Origin of the sequence: Pseudomonas svalbardensis, from assembly GCF_030053115.1 — a bacterium.
GTDB lineage: Bacteria > Pseudomonadota > Gammaproteobacteria > Pseudomonadales > Pseudomonadaceae > Aquipseudomonas > Aquipseudomonas svalbardensis.
The window spans coordinates 5,169,915-5,196,154 of sequence record NZ_CP125619.1; the positions used below are offsets into that span (position 1 = coordinate 5,169,915).

Consider the following 26,240-nt stretch of genomic DNA (forward strand, 5'->3'; position numbering starts at 1 on the left):
ATGCCAGTACAGGCATCGGATTTTGATTTCTTGCGGCCAAAGGTCAAGCAAGAGGGCTTAACTGATCGGCATTAGGCGCGAGGCCGGGTTTGTTTAACCAGTCATCCTGGCATCAATGCAGGATCTGGCTCAAGAAAAGCTTGGTACGCTCATTCTGCGGGTTATCGAAGAAGTCGTTCGGCGCAGCCTGCTCAACGATTTCACCCTTGTCCATGAAGATCACACGGTTGGCCACGGTGCGAGCGAAGCCCATTTCGTGGGTCACGCAGAGCATGGTCATGCCGTCTTCGGCCAGGCCGATCATGGTGTCGAGAACCTCTTTCACCATTTCCGGGTCGAGTGCCGAGGTCGGTTCGTCGAACAGCATGATTTTCGGTTTCATACACAGAGCACGAGCAATCGCCACACGCTGCTGCTGACCGCCGGACAATTGCCCCGGGAATTTATGTGCCTGCTCTGGAATGCGGACGCGTTCCAGGTAATGCATGGCGATTTCTTCGGCCTGGCGCTTGGGCATCTTGCGCACCCACATCGGCGCCAGCGTGCAGTTCTGCAGGATGGTCAGGTGCGGGAACAGGTTGAAGTGCTGGAACACCATGCCGACTTCACGGCGAACCGATTCGATCTGCTTGAGGTCGTTGGTCAGCTCCACGCCATCGACTACGATGCGACCTTGCTGGTGCTCTTCCAGACGATTGAGGCAACGAATGGTGGTGGACTTGCCGGAACCCGACGGGCCGCACAGGACGATACGCTCGCCCTGTTTAACGTTCAGGTTGATGTCTTTCAACACGTGGAACTGGCCGTACCACTTGTTCACGCCCTGCATCTGAATAATGCCTTCAGGGCTCACAGGCTGTTTGATCGCTTCACTCATAAACTACGCTCCTAACGCTTGTGGCCAGTGTCCAGCTTACGTTCCAAATGCATGGAGTAGCGGGACATACCAAAACAGAAAATCCAGAACACCAAGGCCGCGAACACATAGCCTTCGGTGGCCATGCCCAACCATTTCGGGTCGGCGGCGGCTTGTTTCACGCTGTTGAGCAAGTCGAACAGGCCGATGATGATCACCAGGCTCGTGTCCTTGAACAGCGCAATGAAGGTGTTGACGATGCCGGGGATCACCATCTTCAAGGCTTGCGGCAGAATCACCAGGCCCATGCTGCGCCAGTAACCGAGGCCCATCGCTGCAGCCGCTTCGTACTGACCTTTGGGAATCGCCTGCAGACCGCCACGCACCACTTCGGCGACGTAGGCCGACTGGAACAGGATCACGCCGATCAATGCCCGCAGCAATTTGTCGAAGTTCATGCCTTCAGGCAGGAACAACGGCAGCATCACCGAGGACATGAACAGCACCGTGATCAACGGCACGCCGCGCCAAAATTCGATGAAGGTCACGCAGACCACCCGAATCGCCGGCATGTTCGAACGACGGCCCAGCGCCAGAACGATACCCAGCGGCAGAGCACCGGCAATACCGACGGTGGCGATCACCAGGGTCAGCATCAGGCCGCCCCATTGGCTGGTCGCCACGGCGCTCAGGCCGAACACGCCGCCGTGCAGCAGGCACCAGGCAATGATCGGGTACAGCACCAGGAAGCTCAGGCCATACACCGCTTTATGGTGAAAACGCGAGATGAACAACGGTGCCACGCCGATGACCGCCAGCCACACGGTCAGGTCCACGCGCCAGCGCAGGTCCACCGGGTAGTAGCCGTACATGAACTGGCCGAAGCGCTGCTGGATGAACACCCAGCAGGCGCCCTCCTTGGTGCAGTCAGCCTGGGTGGTGCCGACCCAGTTGGCATCGAGGATCGCCCAGCTCAGGATTGGCGGCACCACCAGGTAGATCAGGTAGAACGCGAACAGGGTCAGCAGGGTGTTGAGCCAGCTGGAGAACATGTTGGCGCGCATCCACGCCACGACACCGATGCTGCGGCTCGGGGGTGGCATGTCAGGTTTGAAAGTATGAGTACTCATGCGCTTTTCCTTACCGCTCGATCAGCGCAATGCGCTTGTTGTACCAGTTCATCAGCAGGGAAATGCTGATACTGATCGCCAGGTACACGCTCATGGTGATGGCAATCACCTCGATCGCCTGCCCGGTCTGGTTCAGCACCGTACCGGCAAACAACGAGACCATTTCCGGATAACCGATACCGGCTGCCAGCGAGGAGTTCTTCGCCAGGTTCAGGTATTGGCTGGTCAGCGGTGGAATGATCACGCGCAGGGCTTGCGGGATGATCACCTTGCGCAGCGTCGGACCGTTGCGCAAACCCAACGAGTGCGCCGCTTCGGTCTGGCCGTGGCTGACCGACTTGATGCCCGAACGCACGATCTCGGCGATAAACGCCGCGGTGTACACGGTCAGGGCCAAAGTCAGCGCCAGCAGTTCAGGGATCAGCACCCAGCCACCGACGAAGTTGAAGCCCTTGAGCTCCGGCATTTCCCAATGCACGGGGGCGCCGAAGATCAGCGCGCACAGCGCCGGGATCACTAGCAACAGCGCCAGGCCGGTCCAGAACTTGCGGAACGGAACGCCGGTGGTTTCGAAGCGTTTGTTGGCCCAGCGGCACATCAGCACGATGGCGACGATGGCCACGACGACGCTGACCACAAACGGCCAGAAACCGTCCGCCGCCAACGCTGCGGGCATATTCAGGCCGCGGCTGCTGACGAAGAAGGTGTCGCCGAAGTTATGGCTGTTGCGTGGTCCTGGCATGGTCAGGAACACCGCGAAGTACCAGAACAGGATTTGCAGCAGCGGCGGAATGTTGCGGAAGACTTCCACATAAACAGTCGCCAGTTTGGCAATGATCCAGTTTTTCGACAGCCGTGACACACCGACGATAAACCCGAGGATCGTCGCCAAGATCACGCCGATGAAGGTCACCAGCAGGGTGTTGAGCAAGCCGATGACAAACACCCGGGCATAGCTGTCCGATTCGGTGTAGTCGATCAGGTGTTGAGCGATGCCGAAACCGGCACTGCGCTCCAGAAAGCTGAAGCCGGAGGTAATGCCCCGGTGTTGAAGGTTGGTCTGCGTGTTGTCGAACAGATACCAGCCCATCGAGACCACCGCCACAATGGTGATGATCTGAAATAGCCACGCACGCACTTTTGGATCGCTGAGGCTGAGCCTCTGCTTTGGTGCGCCGATTGAATTTTGCATGAAGTGCCCCGCAAATAATGGAACAGAACATCACCCGGTGGTTGGCCCACCGGGTGATAGAACCATCAGCGCACTGGTGGTGCGTATTGAATGCCGCCGTTGTTCCACAGAGCGTTCAGCCCGCGGTCGATGGCCAGTGGAGTGCCTTTGCCGAGGTTTTTCTCGAACACTTCACCGTAGTTACCGACTTGCTTGACGATCTGCACGACCCAGTCTTTCTTCACTTTCAGGTCTTTGCCGTATTCACCGTCAGCGCCCAGCAGACGAGCGACGTCCGGGTTCTTGGTGGCTTTGGCTTCAGCTTCGACGTTTTTCTGGGTGATACCCATTTCTTCAGCGTTGAGCATGGCGAACAGCGTCCACTTCACAATGCTGAACCACTCTTCGTCGCCTTTACGCACGACCGGGCCCAGAGGCTCCTTGGAGATGGTTTCCGGCAGAACGACGTAGTCGGTCGGGGTCGCCAGCTTGCTGCGTTGTGCGTAGAGCTGGGATTTGTCGGAGGTCAGCACGTCGCAACGACCGGATTCCAGCGACTTGGCGCTTTCATCGGAGGTGTCGAAGGTGATCGGGGTGTATTTCAGACCGTTGCCGCGGAAGTAGTCGGAAACGTTCAGCTCGGTCGTGGTACCGGCTTGAATGCAGATGGTGGCGCCGTCGAGCTCTTTAGCGCTCTTCACGCCCAGCTTGTTGTTCACCAGGAAGCCGATGCCGTCGTAGTAAGTCACACCGGCAAACACCAGGCCCATGCCCGAATCGCGGGAGCTGGTCCAGGTGGTGTTGCGCGACAGCACGTCGATTTCGCCGGACTGCAGCGCGGTGAAGCGCTCTTTGGCGTTCAACTGGCTGAATTTGACCTTGGTCGCATCGCCGAAAACGGCAGCGGCCACAGCGCGGCAGACGTCAGCATCGATGCCGATGATCTTGCCAGTCGAATCCGGAACCGAGAAGCCCGGCAAACCGTCACTGACGCCGCACTGTACGAAACCTTTCTTCTGCACTGCATCCAGGGTTGCACCCGCCTGAGCGAACCCACTGACACCGAGTACTGCGGCTGCAGTCACGATAGCCAGGGTGGATTTCAACATCTTCATTCAAACCTCCAGTTTTGCTCTTGTTGTGTCGGAGCTTGAGTCCAGTCGCACCCTTATGAGGCGTTGTTGACCCGTGTTGGCTTTTTTTGGGGTCAACCGACGTAAGACCTGCGCTATGAGTCTAGTAGGAGAAAATCCACATCATGGACAACTCACTTCTCACCAATCGGCCGAACGGGCTGTAGCCCTTTCACGTTCGCGAAGCCCGTAGCGGCCACTGGCGAACATCCATCACCGGATTCTTTGCTATCCCACCGCCAGCAGTACACTGATAGTGTTACCGCAAGGCGCGAGATGGGTTGCACCGCTTCCCCATAGCAAAGCCCGTACCAGACCGCTCGCCGAAGCGATTGCGCGACAGGTCAATAGCAAAACTTGTAGCCTTGCGACATCTTCTTAACTGATCAATCAGGCACTCCCTCAGACCTCGCACTCAAAGAGAGCACCTGCACAACATTGGAGCAACCATGACCGAGCCCTTGATTCTTCAGCCCGTCAAGCCCGCAGACGCCTGCGTTATCTGGCTGCACGGCCTGGGCGCCGATCGCTACGACTTCTTGCCGGTGGCCGAGGCGTTGCAGGAAAGCCTGCTGACCACCCGCTTCGTTCTCCCTCAGGCACCGACCTGCGCCGTGACCATCAATGGTGGTTACGAGATGCCAAGCTGGTACGACATATTGGCCATGAGCCCCGCGCGCGCGATCAACCGCGAGCAGCTGGAAGAGTCGGCACAAAGGATCATTAATTTGATCGAAGTGGAGCGCGCCATCGGAATAGACGCCTCGCGGATATTTCTGGCAGGTTTTTCCCAAGGTGGCGCGGTGGCGTTACACGCCGCGTTTCTGAAATGGCAGGGACCGCTGGGTGGCGTAATTGCCCTCTCGACCTATGCACCGACCTTCAGCGAAGAACTGGAGCTTTCCGCCAGCCAGCAGCGCATTCCCGTACTGTCTTTACACGGCCAATACGATGATGTCGTTCAAAACTCCATGGGCCGCACCGCTTACGAGTATCTAAAGCAGCATGGTGTCACCGCGACATGGCAGGAATACCCAATGGCCCACGAAGTGTTACCCGAGGAAATTCGCGATATTGGCGTCTGGCTCGCCGAGCGCTTGCGTTAACCGCTTATGTAAAAACAGCCCATTGATCCATCCCACTACGCCGCGCCCGATTCTTGCATTACACTGGCCGGCGTATATTCCTTAATCAATTGATGAGATGACCGTGCTCAAAGCACTCAAAAAAATGTTCGGTAAAAGCGAGACTGAGCAGCTCGCGCCAGTCTCCAGCGCTCCGTCTCACCATCCCAGCCACCGCACCGACGGTAATCAGTCTGGCCGGACCGCAACCGTAGCGGTACCGAAGCACGAACCGATGGCCACACCGACCGTCCAACCCGTTGAGGCTCAAGCCTCTGAAGAACCGAGCAGCGAAGCTGCGAAACCTGCCAAACCGCGTCGCGAACCGAAGCCAAAAGCGCCGGTTATCCCCTGGAAACTCGAAGACTTCGCCGTCGAACCCCAGGAAGGCAAAACCCGTTTTCACGATTTCAAACTCGCCCCCGAACTGATGCACGCCATACAGGACCTGGGCTTCCCGTATTGCACGCCGATCCAGGCACAAGTCCTGGGCTTCACCCTGGCCGGCAAAGATGCCATTGGCCGCGCCCAGACTGGCACCGGCAAAACCGCTGCGTTCCTGATTTCGATCATCACCCAGTTGCTGGAAACCCCGCCGCCGAAAGAGCGTTATATGGGCGAGCCGCGGGCACTGATCATTGCGCCGACCCGTGAACTGGTGGTGCAGATCGCCAAGGACGCGGCCGATCTGACCAAGTACACCGGCCTCAACGTCATGACGTTTGTCGGCGGCATGGACTTCGACAAGCAGCTCAAGCACCTCGAAGCCCGTCATTGCGACATCCTCGTGGCCACTCCGGGCCGTCTGCTGGACTTCAACCAGCGCGGCGACGTGCACCTGGACATGGTCGAAGTCATGGTCCTGGACGAAGCCGACCGGATGCTCGACATGGGTTTCATCCCACAAGTGCGTCAGATCATTCGCCAGACTCCGCCGAAGGACGAGCGTCAGACGCTGCTGTTCTCCGCGACCTTCACCGAAGACGTGATGAACCTGGCCAAGCAATGGACCACCGACCCGTCGATCGTCGAGATCGAGTCGCAGAACGTGGCCAGCGAAAACGTCGAGCAGCACATTTACGCTGTGGCCGGCGCCGACAAATACAAACTGCTCTACAACCTGGTCAACGACAACGGTTGGGAGCGGGTGATGGTGTTTGCCAACCGCAAGGACGAAGTGCGGCGCATCGAAGAACGCCTGGTCCGTGATGGCGTCAATGCCGCGCAACTGTCTGGCGACGTGCCGCAGCACAAGCGCATCAAGACCCTCGAAGGTTTCCGCGAAGGCAAGATCCGCGTCCTGGTCGCCACCGATGTTGCCGGTCGCGGCATTCACATCGACGGCATCAGCCACGTGATCAACTTCACCCTGCCGGAAGTCCCGGACGACTACGTGCACCGCATCGGTCGTACCGGTCGTGCCGGCGCCGATGGCGTGTCCATCAGTTTTGCCGGTGAAGACGACTCCTACCAGCTACCGTCCATCGAGGCGCTGCTGGGTCGCAAGATCAGCTGCGAAACGCCACCGACGCATCTGCTGCGGGCGGTTGAGCGCAAGCGCCCGTAACGCGGGTCACATTAAAAGAGGCGCAGCCGGAAACGGACTGCGCTTTTTTTTCGTCCGGTTTTTTTCAACAGAAGCTTGCTCGCGATAACTAAAAGTCCATAATGGACAAATTAGTTTACTTTCAGCTCCCGGAGCCGACCATGTCCAGTACGCCTTACGTGATCACCCAACCTCAGGCCCGCGAGTTGCTGGCGCAGGTCGACGTACCGCAGATCCTGCGCAAACTGTTCCGCGACCTGGCCGCCGGGCAAGCTGTGCAACCGGCGCAGCAGTTAGTGGAGTTTCCACAGGGCGCTGGCGACTTCATCAACTACCTGGGCGTATTGGCCGAAGACGGCGTTTACGGGGTCAAGACCTCGCCGTACATCGTGCGTGAACAAGGCCCGCTGGTGACCGCCTGGACGCTACTGATGTCGATGCAGACCGGCCAGCCGTTGCTGCTCTGCGATGCCGGTGAACTGACCACGGCACGCACCGCCGCAACAACCGCAGTGGCGGTCGACGCCCTCGCCCCGCTCAAGGCCCGACACCTGGCGATCATCGGCAGCGGCAAGGTCGCCCAGGCCCACCTGCATTACGTCAAAGGTCTGCGCGACTGGCAGAGCATCAGCCTCTACTCGCCGAGCCTGAGCGACAAGAATTCCGAAGTATTGGCACAGCTGCTAAGTCTCGATCCTCGGCTGACCATCGTCGACAGTCGTGAAGCGGCCGTGCGAGACGCCGATGTCATCATGCTCTGCACCTCGTCTGCAGGCCCGGTGATCGACCCGTCAAGCTTGAGCAAACCGGCGCTGATCACCTCCATCAGCACCAACGCGCCGCGTGCCCATGAAGTGCCGCCGCAGAGCCTCAACGACATGCAAGTGTTCTGCGACTATCGTCTGACCACCCCGGGCTCGGCCGGCGAGATGTTGATTGCCGGTGAACAACATGGCTGGGACAAAAATGCGATCATCGGCGACCTGCCCGATCTGCTCAGCGAAAAAGTGCGGCGCCCCGACTACGACCGTCATGTGTTCTTCCGCTCCATTGGCCTGGGTCTGGAAGACATCGCGCTGGCCAATGCCATCTACCGCCTACAGCACTAACGCCACGAACCCTTGTAGGAGCGAGGCTTGCCCGCGAAATGAGCGCCTCGGACTGTCAATCAGACCAAGTCATCGTTCTTCGCGGGCAAGCCTCGCTCCTACAGAGGCCTCCACAAAATCCGCATTTACGCCCCATCAGGAGATGTTCATGAGCCAGGCAGACTTCATCATCATCGGCGGCGGGATTGCCGGCGCTTCCACCGGTTTCTGGCTGTCGCAGCACGCCCGAGTGATCGTGCTCGAACGCGAGTCCCATCCGGCTTATCACTCCACCGGACGTTCAGCTGCACTGTTCACCGCCGCCTACGGCACGCCTCAAGTTCGGGCGCTGACCCAAGCCAGCCGCGACTTCTTCGACGCGCCTCCGGCCGGTTTCTGCGAACACCCGCTGCTGACCCCGCGTGGCGAGATGACCGTGGACTTCACCGGTGACCCGGCCGAACTGAACAATCAATACCTGAGTGCCAAAGCCACGGTGCCGGAGATGCAGCTGCTCAGCGCCGACGAGGCCTGCGTGCGCCTGCCGATTCTGCGCCGGGAAAAAGTCCATGGTGCGATTTACGACCCGACTGCCAGCGACATCGACACCGATGCCTTGCACCAGGGCTACCTGCGCGGTATCCGACGCAACAAAGGCGAAGTTCATACCGACAGCGAAGTCCTGAGCCTGACCCGTGACGCCGAAGGTGAATGGCAAGTACAAACCAACGGTCAGACCTTCAGCGCCCCGGTCATCATCAACGCGGCAGGTGCCTGGGCCGACAAGATCGGCGAGCTCGCCGGCGCCAAACCACTGGGCCTGCAACCCAAGCGCCGTGCGGCGTTCATCTTCGCCGGCCCCGAGGGCGTGGACATCCACCATTGGCCAATGCTGGTCAGCCTCGACGAATCCTTCTACATGAAGCCCGACGCCGGAATGTTCCTCGGCTCGCCAGCCAACGCCGACCCGGTGGAACCGCACGACGTTCAGCCCGAAGAGTTGGACATTGCGATGGGCATCTACCAGATCGAAGAAGCCACCACCCTGACCATCCGCCGTCCGACCCGCACCTGGGCCGGCTTGCGCAGTTTCGTGAGCGACGGTGATTTGCTGTCCGGTTTCGATCCGCAGGTGCCGGGGTTATTCTGGGTAGCGGCACAAGGCGGTTATGGCATCCAGACCTCGCCGGCCATGGGCCAGGCCAGCGCTGCACTGGTACGCGGTGAAGCCTTGCCCGAGCAACTGACTCGCTTCGGTCTGAACCCCGGGATGCTCTCCCCCGCTCGACTGGGCTGACGTTCAGACGTCAGGTGACGTGTCGACACGATTGCGGCAAACTTCCAGCGCCCCTTTTTGACGGGGCGCTGATGCTGTCTGGAGCTCCACTTTATGAACGCCCAAGAACAAGAGCCGGCCCGCGATGACTCAGCATTGAAGAGCTCGCCGCTGGACAATTTCCGCGCGATCGCCGATGCCATCGCCACGTTGTTCTTTCCTCACGCCGAGGTGGTGCTGCACGATCTGCGCACACAGAAGGTCGACTACATTGCCAACAACCTGTCCAAACGGGAAATCGGTGACGACTCGGCGCTGGAGGACATGCTCAGCGAAGAGATCAGCGAACGAAACATCGGGCCGTACGAAAAGCTCAATTGGGATGGCCAGAAGATTCGCAGCCTGAGCAGTGTGCTGCGCGACAGCGAAGGTCATCCGCTGGCGGTGCTGTGCATTAATCTGAATATTTCGTTGTTCGAAAATGCCAAAGCCGCTCTGGATCTGTTCCTGTCACCGAGCAAGTTGATTCCGCAGCCCGATTCGCTGTTTCGCGATGACTGGCAGGAGCGCATCAACACCTTCCTCCACGCCTGGCTTCGCGAACGCCAGCTGAGCCTGAACCTGCTGACCCGTGACCATAAACGCGAACTGGTGCTGGCACTGCACGCCGAAGGCGCCTTCAAAGGCAAAAGCGCATCCAACTATGTGGCGAACGTGCTGAACATGGGGCGGGCAACGGTGTACAAACATTTGAAAGAACTGAAGGGCTGAAAGACCGACACGCACTCGTAGGAGCACGGCTTGCCGGCGAAGGCATCCTTAAGATCGCCTTCGCCGGCAAGCCGTGCCCCTACAAGATAAGCGGTTACTCCAGCGCCGAAGCCGGCCCGAAGAACTCGTAACGGCTTTGCTTCTCCGGCACACCCAAGGCTTTGAGGTGGCGCTTGACCGCCGCCATGAAGCCTTTAGGACCGAGGAAGTACGCGTCCAGATCGCGCTGCTGCGGCAACCACTCGCCCAGTTGCTCCTGGCTCAACAGGCCAACCTTGTGCGCCGCCGGGCTCACGCCATCATCTTCGTCGTAGCAATAGAAGCGTTTGAGTTGCGGGTGACGCTCGGCCAAGCCATCGATCCAGTCGCGGAAAGCATGAACGCTACCGTTACGCGCGCAGTGGATAAAGTGCACCGGCCGTTCGGTCGCCAGCGCCGCTTCGAGCATCGCCAGCGTCGGTGTGATGCCAACGCCGCCGCTGATCAGCACTAACGGTTTGTCGCTGTCGGTCAGAGTGAATTCGCCCGATGGCGGGAACAGCTGGATGCTGGAGCCCACATGTAATTGATCGTGAAGATGGTTGGAGGCGCGGCCACCGGTTTCACGTTTGACGCTGATCCGGTACTGGCCCTTGTTGGCCAAGGCCGACAGTGAATAGTTACGACGAATCTCTTCACCATCGAGGATCAGTTTCATGCCAATGTACTGGCCCGGCTCTGCTGCCAGAATCGGGCCTTTGTCAGCCGGTTCGAAGTAGAACGAGATGATTTCCGCGCTTTCTTCGACCTTAGCCACCACGATGAATTCCCGCGCCCCGCGCCAGCCACCCGGTGCCTGTTCCTTCTGGTCGTAGATGCTGGTTTCGGCGCCGATCAGGATGTCGGCCAGTTGACCGTAAGCAGCCCCCCAGGCGGCCATCACTTCAGGTGTGGCGATCTCGTCGCCCAGCACTTCGGAGATGGCTCGCAGCAGGCAGGCGCCGACAATCGGGTAATGTTCCGGGAGGATTTGCAGGGCGACGTGCTTGTTGATGATCTTGGCCACCAAGTCGCCCAACTGGTCGAGCTGGTCGATGTGCCGCGCATACATCAAGACACCATTGGCCAAAGCGCGCGGCTGATCACCGCTGGCCTGGTGGGCCTGGTTGAACAGCGGGCGAACTTCCGGATACTCGGACAGCATCATGCGGTAGAAATGAGTGATCAATGCTTCGCCACCGCTTTCCAGCAAGGGCACAGTGGATTTGACGATTGCACGGTCTTGAACGCTAAGCATAAGGCGACTCCTGATCTGCTTGATTTTCTAACTGACTGCCTTGTACTTATCAGTTTTCATGCCAGAAAATAAAACCCTATAAATCAATCAGTTAAGTTCTTTATAGTCATATCGACACACACTGACTTATAGTCATACCGACTACATGGAGTCACTATGACTGCAAAAGCCTTGCTAACCACCCTGCTTCCACTGGTCGCCGACCTGTCCCGCGAACTCCCCGAAGGCGAGCGTTATCGGCGCTTGCTCGAAGCCATGCGCGCCTTGCTCCCGTGCGATGCTGCTGCCCTGCTGCGCCTTGATGGCGAATGGCTGGTGCCGCTGGCCGTCGACGGGTTGAGCACCGACACCCTAGGCCGACGCTTCAAAGTCAGCGAACACCCGCGCTTCGAAGCGCTGCTCAGCAGCCCCGGCCCGACCCGTTTCGCCGCCGACAGCGACTTGCCCGACCCTTACGACGGACTGGTCGATGGCCTTGACGATCATCTGGAAGTCCACGACTGCATGGGCTGCCCGCTGTTTATCGACGAGCGTCCGTGGGGTTTGCTGACCCTCGACGCACTCGATCCGGAGCGCTTCGAACCGATCGAACTGGACGCCCTGGAAGCCTTCGCCAGCCTCGCCGCCGCCACCGTCAACGCCGCCGAGCGCATCGAACGCCTGGCCAATCGTGTCGAAGACGAACATCAGCGCGCCGAGGTTTACCGACAAGCCAGCGGCCAGCAGAACCGCGAGATGATTGGCCAGAGCAAGGCCCACAAACGGCTGGTGGAAGAAATCAATCTGGTGGGCGGCAGCGATCTTACCGTGCTGATCACCGGCGAAACCGGGGTCGGCAAGGAACTGGTCGCCCAAGCCATCCACGCCGCATCGCCCCGGGCCGACAAGCCGATCATCAGCCTCAACTGTGCCGCGCTGCCGGATACGCTGGTGGAGAGCGAATTGTTCGGCCACGTCCGCGGTGCCTTCACCGGCGCGATGAACGATCGGCGCGGCAAGTTTGAACTGGCCAATGGCGGCACGCTGTTTCTCGATGAGGTCGGTGAGCTGTCCCTGACCGTCCAGGCCAAATTGCTGCGAGTCCTGCAAAGCGGTCAGCTGCAGCGATTGGGGTCGGATAAAGAACATCAGGTGGACGTACGGCTGATCGCCGCGACCAATCGCGACCTGGCGGAGGAAGTGCGCAGCGGCCGTTACCGTGCCGACTTCTATCACCGCCTGAGCGTTTATCCGTTGCTGGTGCCAGCGCTGCGTGACCGTGGGCGGGATGTGCTGCTGCTCAGCGGCTATTTTCTGGAGCAAAACCGTTCACGCATGGGCCTCAACAGCCTGCGCCTGAACAGCGATGCGCAGGTTGCATTGCTGGCGTATACATGGCCGGGAAATGTGCGGGAGCTGGAGCATTTGATTGGCCGAAGTGCCTTGAAGGCGCTGGGTAATTGCAAGGAACGGCCGAAGATTCTGAGTTTGAGCGCGGCGGATCTGGATCTGCCCACTGGCAGCGTTGAGCTTGCAACCGAGCCAGCCCCTGTCAGCCCTGCTGCTTTGGTCTCGGGAGACTTGCGGGCAGCGACCGAGGATTATCAGCGTCGACTGATCGACGCCTGTCTGGAACGGCACCAAAACAATTGGGCGAGTGCGGCGCGTGAGCTAGGCTTGGATCGGGCGAATCTTGGGCGAATGGCCAAACGCCTGGGCATGAAATAACGCGATCCCTTGTAATTGGATGGACTCGCCCCCACTGTCTACCCGCTTTTAAAAAAACTGCCGCCCCGTTGCATCTATGTATTAGGCCTATTCGAGGAAGCCGTCTTCGGCTTCTGGCCAAAATTGGAAGAGCTCGTGGTATGCCGATTACAGTCAGGCCTCGAAGGCCAGTAGCAGCTAAGGCATCAATCCACGCCGGTCTTACCTGGGGTCAATTTTTTTTCAGCAAAGGGCCGGACAGTTAGTACCTCGGTGGCAGAACTCTGTCGCTCAGTGGCTCATCGTCGCTTGCCGGCCATCACCAGCCTGGCGACGATAAGTCTGGTCATTCTGTAGAAGCACCCAGACGATTCGCAGGTTGCGGTTGGCTAACCTGACCGCAGCCTCCTTACGGCCCAGTCGGCTCATCCAGCGCAACAAGCGGCGGTCATCGGGTTGCTGGGAATCAGGTCGTAGTTGTTGCAGTACCGCATGGGCTCCCTGGATCATCAGGCTGCGTAAATAAACATCGCCTCGCTTGGTCATGTCCCCCAGCCGGACCGTCTGCCCGCTGCTGTGCTGGTCAGGCACCATGCCAAAGTACGCGGCAAACTTGCGGGCATTGGGAAATCGCTCAGGCTTGGTTTCCTTGGCCACCAGTGCCGTGGCAGTGACTGGGCCGATGCCGCGCACAGTCATCAGTCGCTTCGCCGTCATGTCGGCGTTGGCGGCCACTTCGAGGCGCCCCGTCAGCACGCTGATGCGTTCGCCCAAATGGCGCCACTCGGCCAACAGTTCGTCGATCAGTTCACGCAGCAGACCCGGCACCGGCTGGGTGGCATCTTCCAGTACCCGCGGAATTTTCTGGCTGATCGCAACATCGCCCTGCGCCAAGGCCACGCCATGCTCGAGCAGCAGGCCGCGCATCTGATTACTCACCGCCGTGCGTCGACGCACATAGCCCTGGCGGGCGCGATGCAACGCCTGCATTGCCAGCGCCGCAACGCTTTTGACCGGCACTGCGCAGATCTTTTCATCGCGACCAGCCCGCAGGATCGCCAGCGCATCGTTGCGATCATTTTTAGGCCCGCTGCGATGTGTGGTCACCAAGCCGGCTGGAAGAATCCGCGCCAGATTGCCTTGGTCTTGCAGCTGCCGGGCCCAGGCTTGAGCACCCGGGCCGGTCTCCATCAGAACCACGACATGAGGCGGCAACTGGCGTAGAAACTCATAAAACGCCTCGCGCGACTTGATCCGTTGCTCGTAGTGCACCTGGCCGAGGACGTCTTCACCGGCGACCTGAAAGACCTGCTTGGCCAGATCGACCGCCACGGTTGTGCAGGCCGACAAATCGGAAGAAGACAGGAATTGATCAATCGAAGTATGCTTTTTCATGGACTCGCCCTCGCTGTCGTTGGCTGTTTAGACTGCCACCGTGGCGCATTGACGCCTCGGCTTGGGCGAGTCCATCCAATTACAGGGATCGCACTCAATGGTCTGGCGACGGAATACCCCTAAAGCCTGCCCGCAACAAGTCGATAACCCGGCATCGATAGCTGTTGGCGATCCTCGCGGTCGCCCATCACCTTTTTCCACAGAAGGTTTTTATGTCTTCAAACAAAGCCCGCGCAGACTCACTTTCGCTTCTGCTGTTTACCTTGCGCAGCGGCAAGCTGATGGCGATCAACCTGCTGAAAGTCAGTGAAATCATTCCCTGCCCGCCGCTGACCAAGCTGCCGGAGTCACATCCCCACGTCAAAGGCATCGCCACCCTGCGCGGTGCCTCGTTGTCGGTGATCGACCTCAGCCGTGCCATCGGCGAACGACCGCTGGAAGACCCGAACGGTGGCTGCCTGATCGTCACCGATGTCAGCCGCTCCAAGCAGGGTTTGCACGTTCAAGCCGTGAGCAAGATCGTCCACTGCCTGACCACCGACATCCGTCCGCCGCCCTTTGGCTCTGGCGGCGTGCGCTCGTACATTACTGGCGTGACCTCGGTCGACGGCACGTTGGTACAGGTGCTGGACATCGAAAAAGTGATTCATGGCATCGCCCCGGCGCAGATCGAAACGGCCCCGACCGAACTGAGCATGGAAGACGCCGAAGTACTCGGCAACGCACGGATTCTGGTGGTCGATGACAGCCAGGTGGCGCTGCAGCAATCGGTGCACACCCTGCGCAACCTCGGCCTGCAATGCCACACCGCCCGCAGCGCAAAGGAAGCCATCGACTGCCTGCTGGACCTGCAAGGCACGGCCCAGCAGATCAACCTGATCGTCTCGGACATCGAAATGTCGGAGATGGACGGTTACGCATTTACCCGAACCCTGCGCGAAACCCCGGACTTCTCGCACCTCTATGTGCTGCTGCACACCTCTTTGGACAGCGCGATGAATAGCGAAAAGGCCCGTCTTGCCGGCGCGAACGCGGTGCTGACCAAGTTCTCCTCGCCAGAACTGACCAAGTGCCTGATCGAAGCAGCCAAGGCTGTCGCTGAACAAGGTCATTGAGGCTTGAGCAAGGACTTCTGCTTTTTGATGCGGCGCAACCTCGCTGACGTTGTGCCTGCGATCACTTGGCCTCAGGGAATCGTCCTCAGCGACTACCGCCCCGTTCTGGCTGAAGCCGTTCATCGTTTAATGGAACTGGGCTATCAGCAAGGTGGCGGTCGCGTGCCGGCACTCGACGTCTGGCAACAGCGTTTTGAAACCGATCCTGAATATGATCCGAGTCTGTGCTTTATTGCTCTGGATACCGAAGGTATCGTCGGCGTCTGCCAGTGCTGGACCAGCGCCTATATCAAAAACCTGGTGGTGCATCCACGGGCTCAAGGGCAAGGATTAGGACGCGCGTTGCTGCTACATGCTTTCAAGATATTTCAGCAACGACACGAAGGTTTTGTGGATTTGAAGGTGCTGGAAGACAACCTTCGGGCGCAGCGTTTGTATGAAAACGCCGGAATGCGTGTGATCCGCCGGGAACCGGTTCCGGCCTGACATACTCAGACCTTGGTCAATACCCGCCCAAGGATGCCAGCACATGAAAGCCTCGACCCTTACCCTCCTCTGTCTCGCCGCCCTCGCTACCCAGGCCCATGCCTCCAGCCCCGACGCCTGGGCCGCCTACGACAAAGCGGTGCTCGCCAGTTGCACCAAGGCCAGCGGCTTGAAGAATGCCAAACCCGTCGGCAACGCCGCGCAGTTCGATGACCGGGTTGGCTACACCGCACTGCTGTTGCAAGGCCAATACCCGCAAAAACACATGAAAGGCCAGCAAGGCACCGAACTGTGTCTCTACAACAAGAAAAGCAAAACCGCTTACGTCACCGAATGGGACTCCATCCGCCCCACCACCAAGGCGCAGTGACTGGCGCATAACTTGCTTCGATAGCGGCCTTTGCGGCGGCATTCTGTCGCCGTTTCATGTCCTTTTATGCGACTGGCCGTTCAATGAATACGACGTTTTCCTGCGTAGGCTGTGGCAAATGCTGCAATGACCACCACGTGCCCCTGACCCTGCCCGAAGCCCGAATGTGGGCGGCCGATGGCGGTCAGGTGATCGTGCTGGTGGAAGGTTTCCTGGGCAATGGCCTGGGCCTGCCAGTGCAGCAACGCGAACACGCCGAACGCCGTTCGGTGAGGGTTCGAAGCGGCGCATCCGAGGCGCACATAGCCATTACCTTTGCCGCCTACAACGTCGGTCCTTGCCGGAATCTTGACGAAGACAACCTCTGCCGCATCTACGAACGCCGGCCGCTGGTGTGCCGCATCTACCCGATGGAAATCAATCCACACATCCCCCTGAACATTGCCGTGAAGGAATGTCCTCCCGAGTCGTGGGAAAAGGGACCGGATCTGATTGTGGGTGGTGAATTGGTGGATCAGGAACTGGTGGGATTAATCCAGCGCTCCCGTCAGGCGGATCGCGATGACATTCGGACCAAGGATGCGATTTGCGCGTTGTTGGGGATTCGGACTACAGCACTGAAGGGCGATGGCTTTACTGCTTATCTGCCAGACATGACGGCGTTTGCGAGGGTCATCGACCAAGTTGCGACGCAGCCTGTGGCCGGGTCAGGCGCTGACTGGTTGTTTCATGTGTCGGGCGAGGACATTGCCGGGCAAGTGCAGGCGGCCGGGGCGCACGTGGCGACTGATGCTCCCGAGAATTACGCGTTCATTTCGTTGCGGGCAGCCTAAGACGCAAGACTTCGGAACCACTGCGCAATCCCGTTTCGCAGTGATTCGTCGTCAAGAGGGTTAGCTGGCCGTCACCGCCAGACATTCCACTTCTACTCGCGCGTTCTCGACCAACTTGCCAGCAAACGTCGTACGTGCGGGCAAACGATCCGCCGGAAAGAAACTGCGATACACAGCACTCATGGCGGAAAAATCCCTTATGTCGGCAAGGATGACCGTGCATTTGGCCACTTGAGCCAGGGACGAACCGTTGCGTTGCAGCGCGGTACGCAAGTTCTCCATGGCCTGGGTCGTCTGCGGGCCGATGCCGCCCTTCACCAGTTCACCATCAGCCCCGAGGCCGATCACCCCGGAAAAGTAAAGGGTCTCGCCGACCTGCACCGCATCGGAGAATGGCAGACCTTCCTCATTCGGAAAGTAGCGTGGTGAGTCTGGTGCTGCGGGTGGCAAATAACGCTGGGTAATCGCCTGGTACTGGCCATTTTGCTTAAGACGCTCAAGCGCCGCATTCAATTTATCGCGCAGCAGGGTGTCGGTTTTTCGCACAGCCATGGCCACGCCACTGCCCAGCATGGGGTCCTTGAGAGGGGCACCGGCAAACTCGAAAGCTTGCCCTTGGGGCAGGCTTAATAACGCTTGGGTAATTTCAATGGAGTCTTGCAGGGTTGCATCGATATCACCCACCAGCAGGCTGTCGACCAGTTGATTGTTGAGAGCGAAACTGCGAATCGTCACTCCGGCCGGGGCCCAACGGGACTTGGCGAACGCTTCGCGGCTGGTGCCTGTCAGGACGCCGACACGCTTGCCCTTGAGCGATTGCACATCCGGTTGAAGATTCGCCCCTTTGCGCGCCACCAGACGGCTACTCAGGGGGTAAAGATTATCGGTGAAATCGACCCGCTCTCGACGCGCCGATGTTGCCGTCATCGGCATGATCACGTCGAAAAGGTTGGATTCGAGGGCGTGAATGTTGGTCGCGTAATCCTGATCAACCCAGACACAGCGGGATTTGAGTTCGGCACACAGTGCATCGCCCAACTCGATATTCAATCCGACCAGCTCACCCTTGTCGTTACGACTCTCGAACGGTGGAACCAGGGCTTCGACACCGAAACGGATCTGCGGATCGGGCGCAGACGACATGCAGCCAGTGGTCAGGACCACCAGCGACAGTAGAGAGAGGGTTTTTACAAGAGACATTTTGGCGGCCTTCATCAAAAATTCAGGGGTATGAATCTTTGACGAGTGGCCGCCGACTTTCCCAGAGGGCGAATCGCTCATCCTTGTGGGAATAATCTCAATGACAGGAGGAACAATTACCGGTCAACAAAACGCCTGACAGTCAGCGTTTACCCATTGAGCGACGAGTGCCGGGTGGCGCTGCGCCCGGGGTCTTGGTATGGCCGTTCTTGGCGCCGTTCTTGTACCAAGGCTGGCTGGCGTTCTTTGCGGCAGCCAGGTCGCCCGGCTTGAACGGGAATTTGAACGCAGGGATCTCGGCTTTGGTTTCGCTGTCTGCGCTGGAGTCGACGCTGTCTGGCAGGTCTGCCTGGTCGTCGCTCAAAGCGTCGGCAACCGGCGGTTGTGTCGGGGAAGTCATGAAAGCTCCGGGTGATGCCATAGAGTCGGGCCCGGTCAGCGAGCCGCGAAAGGCGGCAGTATACCTGTGTCGGAAGCAGCAAGCTTCAAGCCGCAAGCGAGTCCGTCGGGTTTTGTATTGACGGCCTGACGCCTTCGCGGGCAAGTCGGGTCGCCGCATCGCTCGCTCCTACGGTCCAAGCGAAGAACGATAACGCGGTCAACCTGACTGAACGCTACTTACGTCGGCACAGGTGCTGCACAACTCTTACCTCCCACGCAACAGTCCTTTCATGAATCCGCTCTTTTTCCCCTCTCCAATCCCCCTTATCTTTGCCGCACCAAACAGCACTTGCCAAGCAAGAAGGTTTTAAAGATGTCCAACACTATGGGTATTGCCAGCGCTTTCGTTTTGTCCTCTTTGTTTCTGTCTCCGTTCGCCATGGCTGAAGAGTCGCAGACGTTCGTCGCGCAAAATTCCGCACGCGCTGCTGCATTCAAACAGAATCAGAGCGAAATGACGGCCAAGGCTCAGGAAGCTGCGCAAACCCCTCAAGCGTCGACCACTCAAGCCCAGTCACGGATTGAGAAAGACAGCTGATTGCCAAGTATCACTCTGTTCCCTCGACACTTTTCATCGGCTCTTCCCTTTGAAAAGTTGTAGACAAAGCCGCTGCTATCAGCGGCTTTTTTTCGTTGTGGTTTTAAACAGCTTCAGTTCGTCTTCCCTAACAAGAAACATCCTGAGTCTCAAAACAATGAGGCTCTTAGTTGACCCAAGGAGCTTTACTGCTAGTGCGTTTCCCTCTTAGATTCAGCCCGTTATTCATTGCAATCGCTGCAACGGTGGTTCCTGCTGCTCACGCCGCAGACGACTCAAACGCCGAAGGTTTCGTTGAAGGCTCGAGCCTCAACCTCAACGCCCGTAACTACTACATGAACCGCAACCGCCTGCAGCAGACGGACGACAACATTGAATGGGGCCAGGGTTTCCTAGGCCTCTTCGAATCGGGCTACACCCAAGGCACCGTCGGTTTCGGCGTTGATGCCCACGCCATGCTCGGGCTCAAGCTCGACGGCGGTGGCGGCACTGATAATTCGAGCATCCTGCCGGTCAGCGATGGCAACGGTAAAGCGCCGGGCTCTTTCTCGACGGCGGGCGTTACGCTGAAAGTGCGTGCCTTCGATACCGAACTGAAGGCCGGTGACTTGTTTCTCACCAACCCGGTGATCGCCGGCGGCGAAACCCGCATGTTGCCTCAGACCTTTCGCGGCGTCAGCCTGACCAACCACAGTTTCGACGGCTGGATGATTGAAGGTGGCCAGGCAAGTTTCACCAAGCCTTACAACCAGAGCGGACACACCCGAATCGGCACGTCCTACGGCAGCCTGGCCGACGGTGACGAAAGCCGGCACCTGAACTGGGCCGGTGTCGCCTGGAGCGGTCTGCCGGGGTTGACCAGCAGTCTTTATGCTTCCGAGCTCAAGGACATCTGGAACCAGTATTACTACGATCTGGACTACACCTACGCGCTGAATGATCTGGTCAGCCTCAACCCGGGTCTGCACGCCTATCACACGCAAGACACCGGCAATGCGCTGCTGGGTAACATCGACAACAACACGTACAGCCTGCATTTCACCGTCGGCGTGGGCAATCACAGCGTCACCGCCGCGTATCAGCGGGTCAACGGCGACACGCCGTTCGACTACATCAGCCAGGGCGACAGCGTCTATCTCGACAATTCCCAGCAGTATTCGGACTTCAACGGCCCGAACGAACGCTCCTGGAAACTCAAGTACGCCTACGACTTTGTCGGGCTCGGCCTGCCCGGCCTGACCTCGGCGGTCTCTTACTCCCGAGGTGAACTGGACCTGACCAAGGTCGATCCGGACAGCCCCGGTTATGCCTCGTGGTACAGCGCTGATGGCAAAAACGCCAAGCACTGGGAACGCGACATTGATCTCAAGTATGTGGTTCAGGGCGGCAAGGCCAAAAACCTGGCGCTGCGCCTTCAATGGGCGACCAACCGTGGCGGCAACGGCTACGGCGCGCTGGATCAGGACACCGATGAATACCGGGTGATCGTCGACTACCCGCTCAATGTCTTCTAAGCTTCAATAAGTAAAAGGCCAGCATGTTTTGCTGGCCTTTTTTTTATCCGGGATTTATACAGGCGCTCCGAACGCAAACGGTTTCTGGGATTCTGCCTGAGTCTTGCAAAACACTTTCATAACGCCTCATTAGCAGAAGTCAGAACCATGAGTGTGAGCAGTGCAACATCTCACCATCCGATCCGGTCGACGCGATCGGAGCGGCTTCTGGTTCTTGGCAGTTTGCTGCTGGTGATTGCGATACTAAGCATCGTGGCGTTCCTGCTCATTCGCGAACGCGCCGATGCTGAACAGTCTGCCACTCGCGCAGCAACCAATATCGTGCAATTGATCGACGCAGACGTGTTACGCAACGTCGAACTCTATGACCTGTCCTTGCTCGGCTTGATCGCAGCCTCGCAGCGTGAAGACCTCAAGAGCGTTTCCCCTGCCATCCGCCATCTGGCCTTGTTTGACCGTGCCACTGCCGCGCCGTACAAGGGCGACATTTTGTTGCTGGACAACAAGGGCGACGTGATCGCCGACTCGGCCTCGGTAGAGCCCAGAAAGGGCAATTTTGCTGACCGCGAATACTTCCAGTCGCACGTAAACAATCGTGATCCGAACATGCTCATCAGCCGTCCCTTCCGGTCCAGGCAGGCTGAACATGAATGGCGAATCAGCTTCAGTCGCCGGATCAGCGGCTCACAGGGTGAATTTCTTGGCGTGGCCGAAGCCGCCATGCGCTTGAGTTATTTCGATCAGCTGTTCAACAGCTTGAGCATCGGTCGTGACAGCTCGGTCAACCTGATCAGCTCGGACGGGATTCTTCTGGCTCAGGAACCACGCTTGGCCGAAGAGCTGATTGGCAAGGACTTCAGCAGCCGCCCCAACTTCCAGCGCATCGTCAAAGAAGGCAACGGCAGCTTCACCGGTGTTTCAAGCCGCTATAAGGACAAACGCCTGTACACGTTCTCCAAGGTAGGCAACTTGCCGTTGATCGTCATCGTTGCACTGTCCAGTGATGAAGTGTTTGCCTCGTGGAAGCGCACGGCGGTGGTGGTTAGCGTTGCGACTATTGCGCTGTGCATCAGCTTGCTCTGGCTGACTTGGCTGCTCAGCCGGGAACTGCGCCTGCGCCACAACGCCGAACAGGAACTGGCGCAACTGGCCGCCACCGATGCCTTGACCGGCCTAGCCAACCGCCGAACGCTGGATCAGGTCCTGCGTCATGAGTGGTTCCGCGCTCAACGTTCCGGCCAGCCATTGTCGCTGCTGATGATTGATGCCGACCACTTCAAGGCCTTCAACGATCGTCATGGTCATCAGGGTGGCGATGATGCGTTGCGCTCGGTGGCCAAGGTGATCTCCGACAATGTGAGGCGACCAGCGGATCTGGTCGCCCGTTACGGCGGCGAAGAGTTTTCGGTGATTCTCGCGGAAACCGACAGCCAGGGTGCGCAACAGATTGCCGAACACATCCGAGCGACAGTCGAGCAATTACCGCTGGTGGCAGGTGCCGAGTCGCCGATTACTGTCAGTATCGGTATCAGTACCTGGACCACAGCTGCCGAGATCAGCTTGGAACAACTGCTGTTCGCAGCGGACAAGGCGTTGTATCAGGCCAAGGAACGTGGGCGTAACCGGGTGGTTGCTGCTGACTGAGGATTTGATCGTTTCCACGCTCTGCGTGGGACCGATCAGGTATAAAAAAAGGCCACCCGAAGGCAGCCTTTAAAAAACTAGAGAGGTTTTTTACTTACACGGCCGCAACTGGACGCATGTAAGAGATCGGTGCAGTGCTGGCGTCATCGAAAGTCACGACTTCCCAAGCATCTGTCTGCTCAATCAACTTGCGCAGCAGCTGGTTGTTCAATGCATGTCCGGACTTGAAGCCCTTGAACTCACCAATCAGGCTATTGCCCAGCAGGTAGAGGTCACCAATTGCATCGAGGATCTTGTGCTTCACGAATTCGTCTTCATAGCGAAGGCCATCTTCGTTCAGTACACCATCCGCGTCGACCACAATAGCGTTTTCAACGCTGCCGCCGAGTGCGAGGTTGTGCTTGCGCAGGTACTCGATATCACTCATGAAACCAAAGGTACGGGCGCGGCTGACTTCTTTTACAAACGAAGTGCTGGAAAAATCCACGCTTGCACTTTGTGTGCGGTCACGGAAAACCGGGTGATCGAAATCGATCTCGAAGCTCACTTTGAAACCTTCGAAAGGGACGAAAGTGGCGCGCTTGTCGCCGTCTTCCACTGTCACTTCCCGCAGGATCCGGATGAACTTCTTGGCAGCGTCCTGTTCTTCCAGGCCGGCCGATTGGATCAGGAATACGAAAGGTCCAGCGCTACCATCCATGATCGGAACTTCAGACGCGGAGAGCTCGACGTAGGCGTTATCGATGCCCAGGCCAGCCATGGCCGAGAGCAAGTGCTCCACCGTATCCACTTTGGTGTCACCACTGACCAATGTGGTCGACATCGTGGTTTCACCAACGTTTTCCGCGCGGGCAGGAATCTGCACCACAGGGTCGAGATCGGCACGAACAAACACAATGCCGGTGTCGATAGGTGCGGGCTTGAGGGTCAGGTATACCTTCTCCCCGGAGTGCAGGCCTACACCTGTAGCACGGATAATATTTTTCAGTGTGCGTTGTTTAATCATGGCTTGGGCCGCTTCAGCGCAAATTGCGAACTGGTATCAACAAAGGCTGGCGATGATAGCAGACCAGACCTTTGCTGAACACCAATCACCTTCATAGCCCTGATACATTCCATTAATCGGCCTGACGACGCAGGAAAGCCGGAATGTCCAGGTAGTCCAGATCATCTTGCGGATTCATCTTCGCGGCAGTCGCAGCACCGGCTTGAGCCTGGTTGCGCATGACGGTCGGACGGTCCAGGTCACGGTAGTTTACCGCAGGCGCTTCCTGACGCGAAGACGCTTGCTGTTGCGGTTGCGATGCCACGGACGTGTGCATGGTGTTGTCGATGACCTTTACAGGCTTCTCGATTTTCGCGCCCAGACCAGTAGCAACCACGGTCACGTGCAGCTCGTCGCGCATGTCCGGATCAATAACGGTACCGACCTTGACCATTGCGTGTTCGGAAGCAAAGGCTTCGATGATGCTACCCACGTCGGAGTACTCACCCAGAGACAGGTCAGGACCGGCGGTGATGTTCACCAGGATGCCGCGTGCACCTTGCAGGTTCACGTCTTCCAGCAACGGGTTGCGAATGGCCGCTTCGGTGGCCTCACGTGCACGGTTCGGACCGCTGGCGCAGCCAGTGCCCATCATCGCCATGCCCATTTCGCTCATCACGGTCCGTACGTCGGCAAAGTCGACGTTGATCATGCCCGGACGCTTGATGATGTCGGAGATACCGCGAACGGCACCGGCCAGTACATCGTCGGCCTTGGCGAATGCGGACAGCAGGCTCGCGTCCTTGCCAAGGATGGTCAGCAGCTTCTCGTTGGGAATGGTGATCAACGAGTCGACGCTTTCAGACAGCAGACGGATGCCTTCATCGGCAATCTGCATGCGCTTGCGGCCTTCGAACGGGAACGGACGAGTCACCACCGCAACGGTGAGAATCCCCATTTCCTTGGCCACTTCAGCAATGATCGGCGCAGCACCGGTACCGGTACCACCGCCCATGCCAGTGGTGATGAACACCATATTGGTGCCCTGCAGGACTTCGGCAATGCGCTCACGATCTTCGAGAGCGGCCTGACGACCTACTTCAGGGTTGGCGCCAGCGCCGAGACCTTTGGTCACGCCGGTGCCCAGTTGCAGGATGGTCCGCGCGCCGATGGATTTCAGCGCCTGGGCATCAGTGTTGGCGCAGATGAATTCAACGCCTTCAATGTTGCTCTTGACCATGTGGTTGACGGCGTTGCCGCCGCCTCCGCCAACACCGATAACTTTAATTACCGGGCTTGCGGGGATGTTGTCTACGAGTTCGAACATTTTCCCTCTCCTTTCATTTCTCTAGTTTTTTCGCCTACTGCCTGTATCTACAACGGTGCTGCGGTAAATCTTTAGAAGTTGCCTTGTACCCAGCTCTTGAAGCGATCGAGCAAGGCGACTTTCGGTTCTTCATTGCTGTAGCTGTCGCGGCTGCTGATGCCCGAGAACGAAATCCCGTCGGACTGCTTCTGCAGGCCGTACATCAACAGGCCAACGCCGGTGGAATAAATCGGGTTGCGGACCACATCGTCCAGGCCCTTGACGCCATGCGGCACGCCCAGGCGGACCGGCATGTGGAAGATTTCTTCGGCCAGTTCGACTGCGCCTTCCATCTTCGACGTACCACCGGTCAGCACGATGCCGGCCGGGATCAGGTCTTCGTAGCCACTGCGACGCAGCTCGGCCTGGATCAGCGTGAACAGCTCGTCGTAACGCGGCTCGACCACTTCGGCCAGGGCCTGACGGGACAGCTCGCGCGGTGGACGGTCGCCGACGCTTGGAACCTTGATGGTTTCACCGGCACCGGCCAGTTTGGCCAGGGCGCAGGCGTAGCGAATCTTGATTTCTTCGGCGTACTGGGTCGGAGTGCGCAACGCCATGGCGATGTCGTTGGTCACCTGATCGCCCGCAATCGGGATGACCGCGGTGTGACGGATCGCGCCTTCGGTGAAAATCGCAATGTCGGTGGTGCCGCCACCAATGTCCACCAGGCACACGCCCAGTTCTTTCTCGTCGTCGGTCAGAACCGAGTAGGCCGAAGCCAGTTGCTCGAGAATGATGTCGTCGATTTCCAGGCCGCAGCGACGCACGCATTTTTCAATGTTCTGTGCGGCGTTGACGGCGCAGGTGACTACGTGAACCTTGGCTTCCAGACGTACGCCCGACATGCCCAGCGGCTCACGAACACCTTCCTGGTTATCGATCACGTAATCCTGCGGCAGGGTGTGCAGCACGCGCTGGTCAGCCGGGATTGCCACGGCCTGGGCGGCGTCGAGCACGCGCTCGAGGTCGGCGGAGCTGACTTCGCGATCACGAATCGCCACGATGCCGTGAGAGTTCAGGCTGCGGATATGATTGCCAGCCACGCCGACGAACGCCGAGTGAATGCGGCAACCAGCCATCAGCTGCGCCTCTTCGATCGCGCGCTGGATCGATTGCACGGTGGACTCAATGTTCACCACCACGCCTTTTTTCAGGCCACGAGACGGATGGGTACCGATCCCGACGATTTCCAGCGTGCCGTCGTCCGAGACCTCGCCGACCAGCGCCACCACCTTGGAGGTGCCGATATCGAGACCGACGATCATTTTGCCGCTTTGCACGTTTGCCATGGGT

Annotated in this window: 24 protein-coding genes; 13 read left to right on the forward strand and 11 right to left on the reverse strand. The window is 58.6% G+C overall.

Annotated features, from left to right (window positions below):
* Nucleotides 1-112: 112 nt before the first annotated feature.
* The 4 genes from QFX16_RS23805 to QFX16_RS23820 form a co-directional block, all read right to left on the reverse strand.
* Nucleotides 113-877 (reverse strand): amino acid ABC transporter ATP-binding protein, encoded by a 765-nt coding sequence (locus tag QFX16_RS23805; RefSeq protein WP_129441418.1) that lies wholly within the window; start codon nt 875-877, stop codon nt 113-115.
* Nucleotides 878-888: 11 nt separating this feature from the next.
* Nucleotides 889-1,986, reverse strand: coding sequence for an amino acid ABC transporter permease (locus QFX16_RS23810; protein ID WP_283181585.1), 1,098 nt, complete (start codon nt 1,984-1,986; stop codon nt 889-891).
* A 10-nt stretch (nt 1,987-1,996) separates the two neighbouring features.
* Nucleotides 1,997-3,178 carry an amino acid ABC transporter permease gene (locus QFX16_RS23815; RefSeq protein ID WP_283181586.1) on the reverse strand — a complete coding sequence of 394 codons (1,182 nt, stop codon included), beginning with the start codon at nt 3,176-3,178 and terminating at the stop codon, nt 1,997-1,999.
* 65 nt (nt 3,179-3,243) lie between these two features.
* Nucleotides 3,244-4,272, reverse strand: a complete 1,029-nt coding sequence (locus QFX16_RS23820; RefSeq protein ID WP_123365710.1) for an amino acid ABC transporter substrate-binding protein — start codon at nt 4,270-4,272, stop codon at nt 3,244-3,246.
* Between the two features lie 467 nt (nt 4,273-4,739).
* Between QFX16_RS23820 and QFX16_RS23825 the strand changes: the two genes are divergently transcribed.
* The 5 genes from QFX16_RS23825 to QFX16_RS23845 all read left to right on the forward strand — a co-directional run bounded on the left by QFX16_RS23825 (nt 4,740) and on the right by QFX16_RS23845 (nt 10,095).
* Nucleotides 4,740-5,396, forward strand: coding sequence for an alpha/beta hydrolase (locus QFX16_RS23825; RefSeq protein WP_283181587.1), 657 nt, complete (start codon nt 4,740-4,742; stop codon nt 5,394-5,396).
* Nucleotides 5,397-5,493: 97 nt separating this feature from the next.
* Nucleotides 5,494-6,981 carry an ATP-dependent RNA helicase RhlB gene (gene rhlB / locus QFX16_RS23830; protein ID WP_283181588.1) on the forward strand — a complete coding sequence of 496 codons (1,488 nt, stop codon included), beginning with the start codon at nt 5,494-5,496 and terminating at the stop codon, nt 6,979-6,981.
* Nucleotides 6,982-7,121: 140 nt separating this feature from the next.
* Complete coding sequence (locus QFX16_RS23835) at nt 7,122-8,069, forward strand: ornithine cyclodeaminase family protein (RefSeq protein ID WP_283181589.1); 948 nt, start codon at nt 7,122-7,124, stop codon at nt 8,067-8,069.
* Between the two features lie 148 nt (nt 8,070-8,217).
* Nucleotides 8,218-9,345, forward strand: coding sequence for an NAD(P)/FAD-dependent oxidoreductase (locus QFX16_RS23840; RefSeq protein ID WP_283181590.1), 1,128 nt, complete (start codon nt 8,218-8,220; stop codon nt 9,343-9,345).
* A gap of 93 nt (nt 9,346-9,438) precedes the next feature.
* Nucleotides 9,439-10,095, forward strand: a complete 657-nt coding sequence (locus QFX16_RS23845) for a helix-turn-helix transcriptional regulator (protein WP_283181591.1) — start codon at nt 9,439-9,441, stop codon at nt 10,093-10,095.
* A 94-nt stretch (nt 10,096-10,189) separates the two neighbouring features.
* On the opposite strand, the gene hmpA is transcribed toward QFX16_RS23845, so the two are convergent.
* Nucleotides 10,190-11,371, reverse strand: coding sequence for an NO-inducible flavohemoprotein (hmpA, locus tag QFX16_RS23850; RefSeq protein ID WP_046048235.1), 1,182 nt, complete (start codon nt 11,369-11,371; stop codon nt 10,190-10,192).
* A 156-nt stretch (nt 11,372-11,527) separates the two neighbouring features.
* Between hmpA and norR the strand changes: the two genes are divergently transcribed.
* Nucleotides 11,528-13,078, forward strand: a complete 1,551-nt coding sequence (gene norR, locus QFX16_RS23855; protein ID WP_283181592.1) for a nitric oxide reductase transcriptional regulator NorR — start codon at nt 11,528-11,530, stop codon at nt 13,076-13,078.
* A gap of 270 nt (nt 13,079-13,348) precedes the next feature.
* Here the strand turns inward: norR and QFX16_RS23860 are convergent, their stop codons facing one another.
* Entirely contained in the window at nt 13,349-14,407 is a 1,059-nt protein-coding gene (locus tag QFX16_RS23860) for an IS110 family RNA-guided transposase (protein ID WP_283184626.1), read from the reverse strand.
* 257 nt (nt 14,408-14,664) lie between these two features.
* On the opposite strand from QFX16_RS23860, the gene QFX16_RS23865 reads away from it, so the two are divergent.
* From QFX16_RS23865 to QFX16_RS23880, 4 genes are all read left to right on the forward strand, one after another.
* The gene (locus tag QFX16_RS23865) at nt 14,665-15,567 is read left to right on the forward strand and encodes a chemotaxis protein CheV (RefSeq protein ID WP_008147551.1); all 903 of its coding nucleotides are present in this window, start codon (nt 14,665-14,667) and stop codon (nt 15,565-15,567) included.
* A gap of 27 nt (nt 15,568-15,594) precedes the next feature.
* On the forward strand, nt 15,595-16,053 hold the full coding sequence (locus QFX16_RS23870; RefSeq protein ID WP_283181593.1) for a GNAT family N-acetyltransferase: 459 nt from the start codon (nt 15,595-15,597) through the stop codon (nt 16,051-16,053).
* Nucleotides 16,054-16,096: 43 nt separating this feature from the next.
* Nucleotides 16,097-16,423, forward strand: coding sequence for a hypothetical protein (locus QFX16_RS23875; protein ID WP_283181594.1), 327 nt, complete (start codon nt 16,097-16,099; stop codon nt 16,421-16,423).
* A gap of 83 nt (nt 16,424-16,506) precedes the next feature.
* Nucleotides 16,507-17,256 carry a YkgJ family cysteine cluster protein gene (locus QFX16_RS23880; RefSeq protein ID WP_283181595.1) on the forward strand — a complete coding sequence of 250 codons (750 nt, stop codon included), beginning with the start codon at nt 16,507-16,509 and terminating at the stop codon, nt 17,254-17,256.
* Nucleotides 17,257-17,316: 60 nt separating this feature from the next.
* Here the strand turns inward: QFX16_RS23880 and QFX16_RS23885 are convergent, their stop codons facing one another.
* Nucleotides 17,317-18,456: a transporter substrate-binding domain-containing protein gene (locus tag QFX16_RS23885; RefSeq protein ID WP_283181596.1), complete on the reverse strand. Its 1,140-nt coding sequence runs from the start codon at nt 18,454-18,456 to the stop codon at nt 17,317-17,319.
* 142 nt (nt 18,457-18,598) lie between these two features.
* On the reverse strand, nt 18,599-18,856 hold the full coding sequence (locus tag QFX16_RS23890) for a hypothetical protein (protein WP_008147542.1): 258 nt from the start codon (nt 18,854-18,856) through the stop codon (nt 18,599-18,601).
* Between the two features lie 354 nt (nt 18,857-19,210).
* On the opposite strand from QFX16_RS23890, the gene QFX16_RS23895 reads away from it, so the two are divergent.
* The 3 genes from QFX16_RS23895 to QFX16_RS23905 all read left to right on the forward strand — a co-directional run bounded on the left by QFX16_RS23895 (nt 19,211) and on the right by QFX16_RS23905 (nt 22,593).
* Nucleotides 19,211-19,435 carry a hypothetical protein gene (locus QFX16_RS23895; RefSeq protein ID WP_283181597.1) on the forward strand — a complete coding sequence of 75 codons (225 nt, stop codon included), beginning with the start codon at nt 19,211-19,213 and terminating at the stop codon, nt 19,433-19,435.
* A gap of 194 nt (nt 19,436-19,629) precedes the next feature.
* Nucleotides 19,630-20,949, forward strand: a complete 1,320-nt coding sequence (locus QFX16_RS23900; protein WP_283181598.1) for an OprD family porin — start codon at nt 19,630-19,632, stop codon at nt 20,947-20,949.
* A gap of 147 nt (nt 20,950-21,096) precedes the next feature.
* A complete protein-coding gene (locus QFX16_RS23905; protein WP_283181599.1) occupies nt 21,097-22,593 on the forward strand; it encodes a sensor domain-containing diguanylate cyclase in 1,497 nt (498 codons plus the stop codon).
* A 94-nt stretch (nt 22,594-22,687) separates the two neighbouring features.
* Here QFX16_RS23905 and lpxC read toward each other — a convergent pair whose 3' ends face one another.
* The 3 genes from lpxC to ftsA form a co-directional block, all read right to left on the reverse strand.
* Nucleotides 22,688-23,599, reverse strand: a complete 912-nt coding sequence (lpxC, locus tag QFX16_RS23910; protein ID WP_283181600.1) for a UDP-3-O-acyl-N-acetylglucosamine deacetylase — start codon at nt 23,597-23,599, stop codon at nt 22,688-22,690.
* A 112-nt stretch (nt 23,600-23,711) separates the two neighbouring features.
* Nucleotides 23,712-24,905: a cell division protein FtsZ gene (ftsZ, locus tag QFX16_RS23915; RefSeq protein WP_074880059.1), complete on the reverse strand. Its 1,194-nt coding sequence runs from the start codon at nt 24,903-24,905 to the stop codon at nt 23,712-23,714.
* Between the two features lie 71 nt (nt 24,906-24,976).
* Complete coding sequence (gene ftsA / locus QFX16_RS23920) at nt 24,977-26,236, reverse strand: cell division protein FtsA (RefSeq protein ID WP_033061341.1); 1,260 nt, start codon at nt 26,234-26,236, stop codon at nt 24,977-24,979.
* Nucleotides 26,237-26,240: the final 4 nt, after the last annotated feature.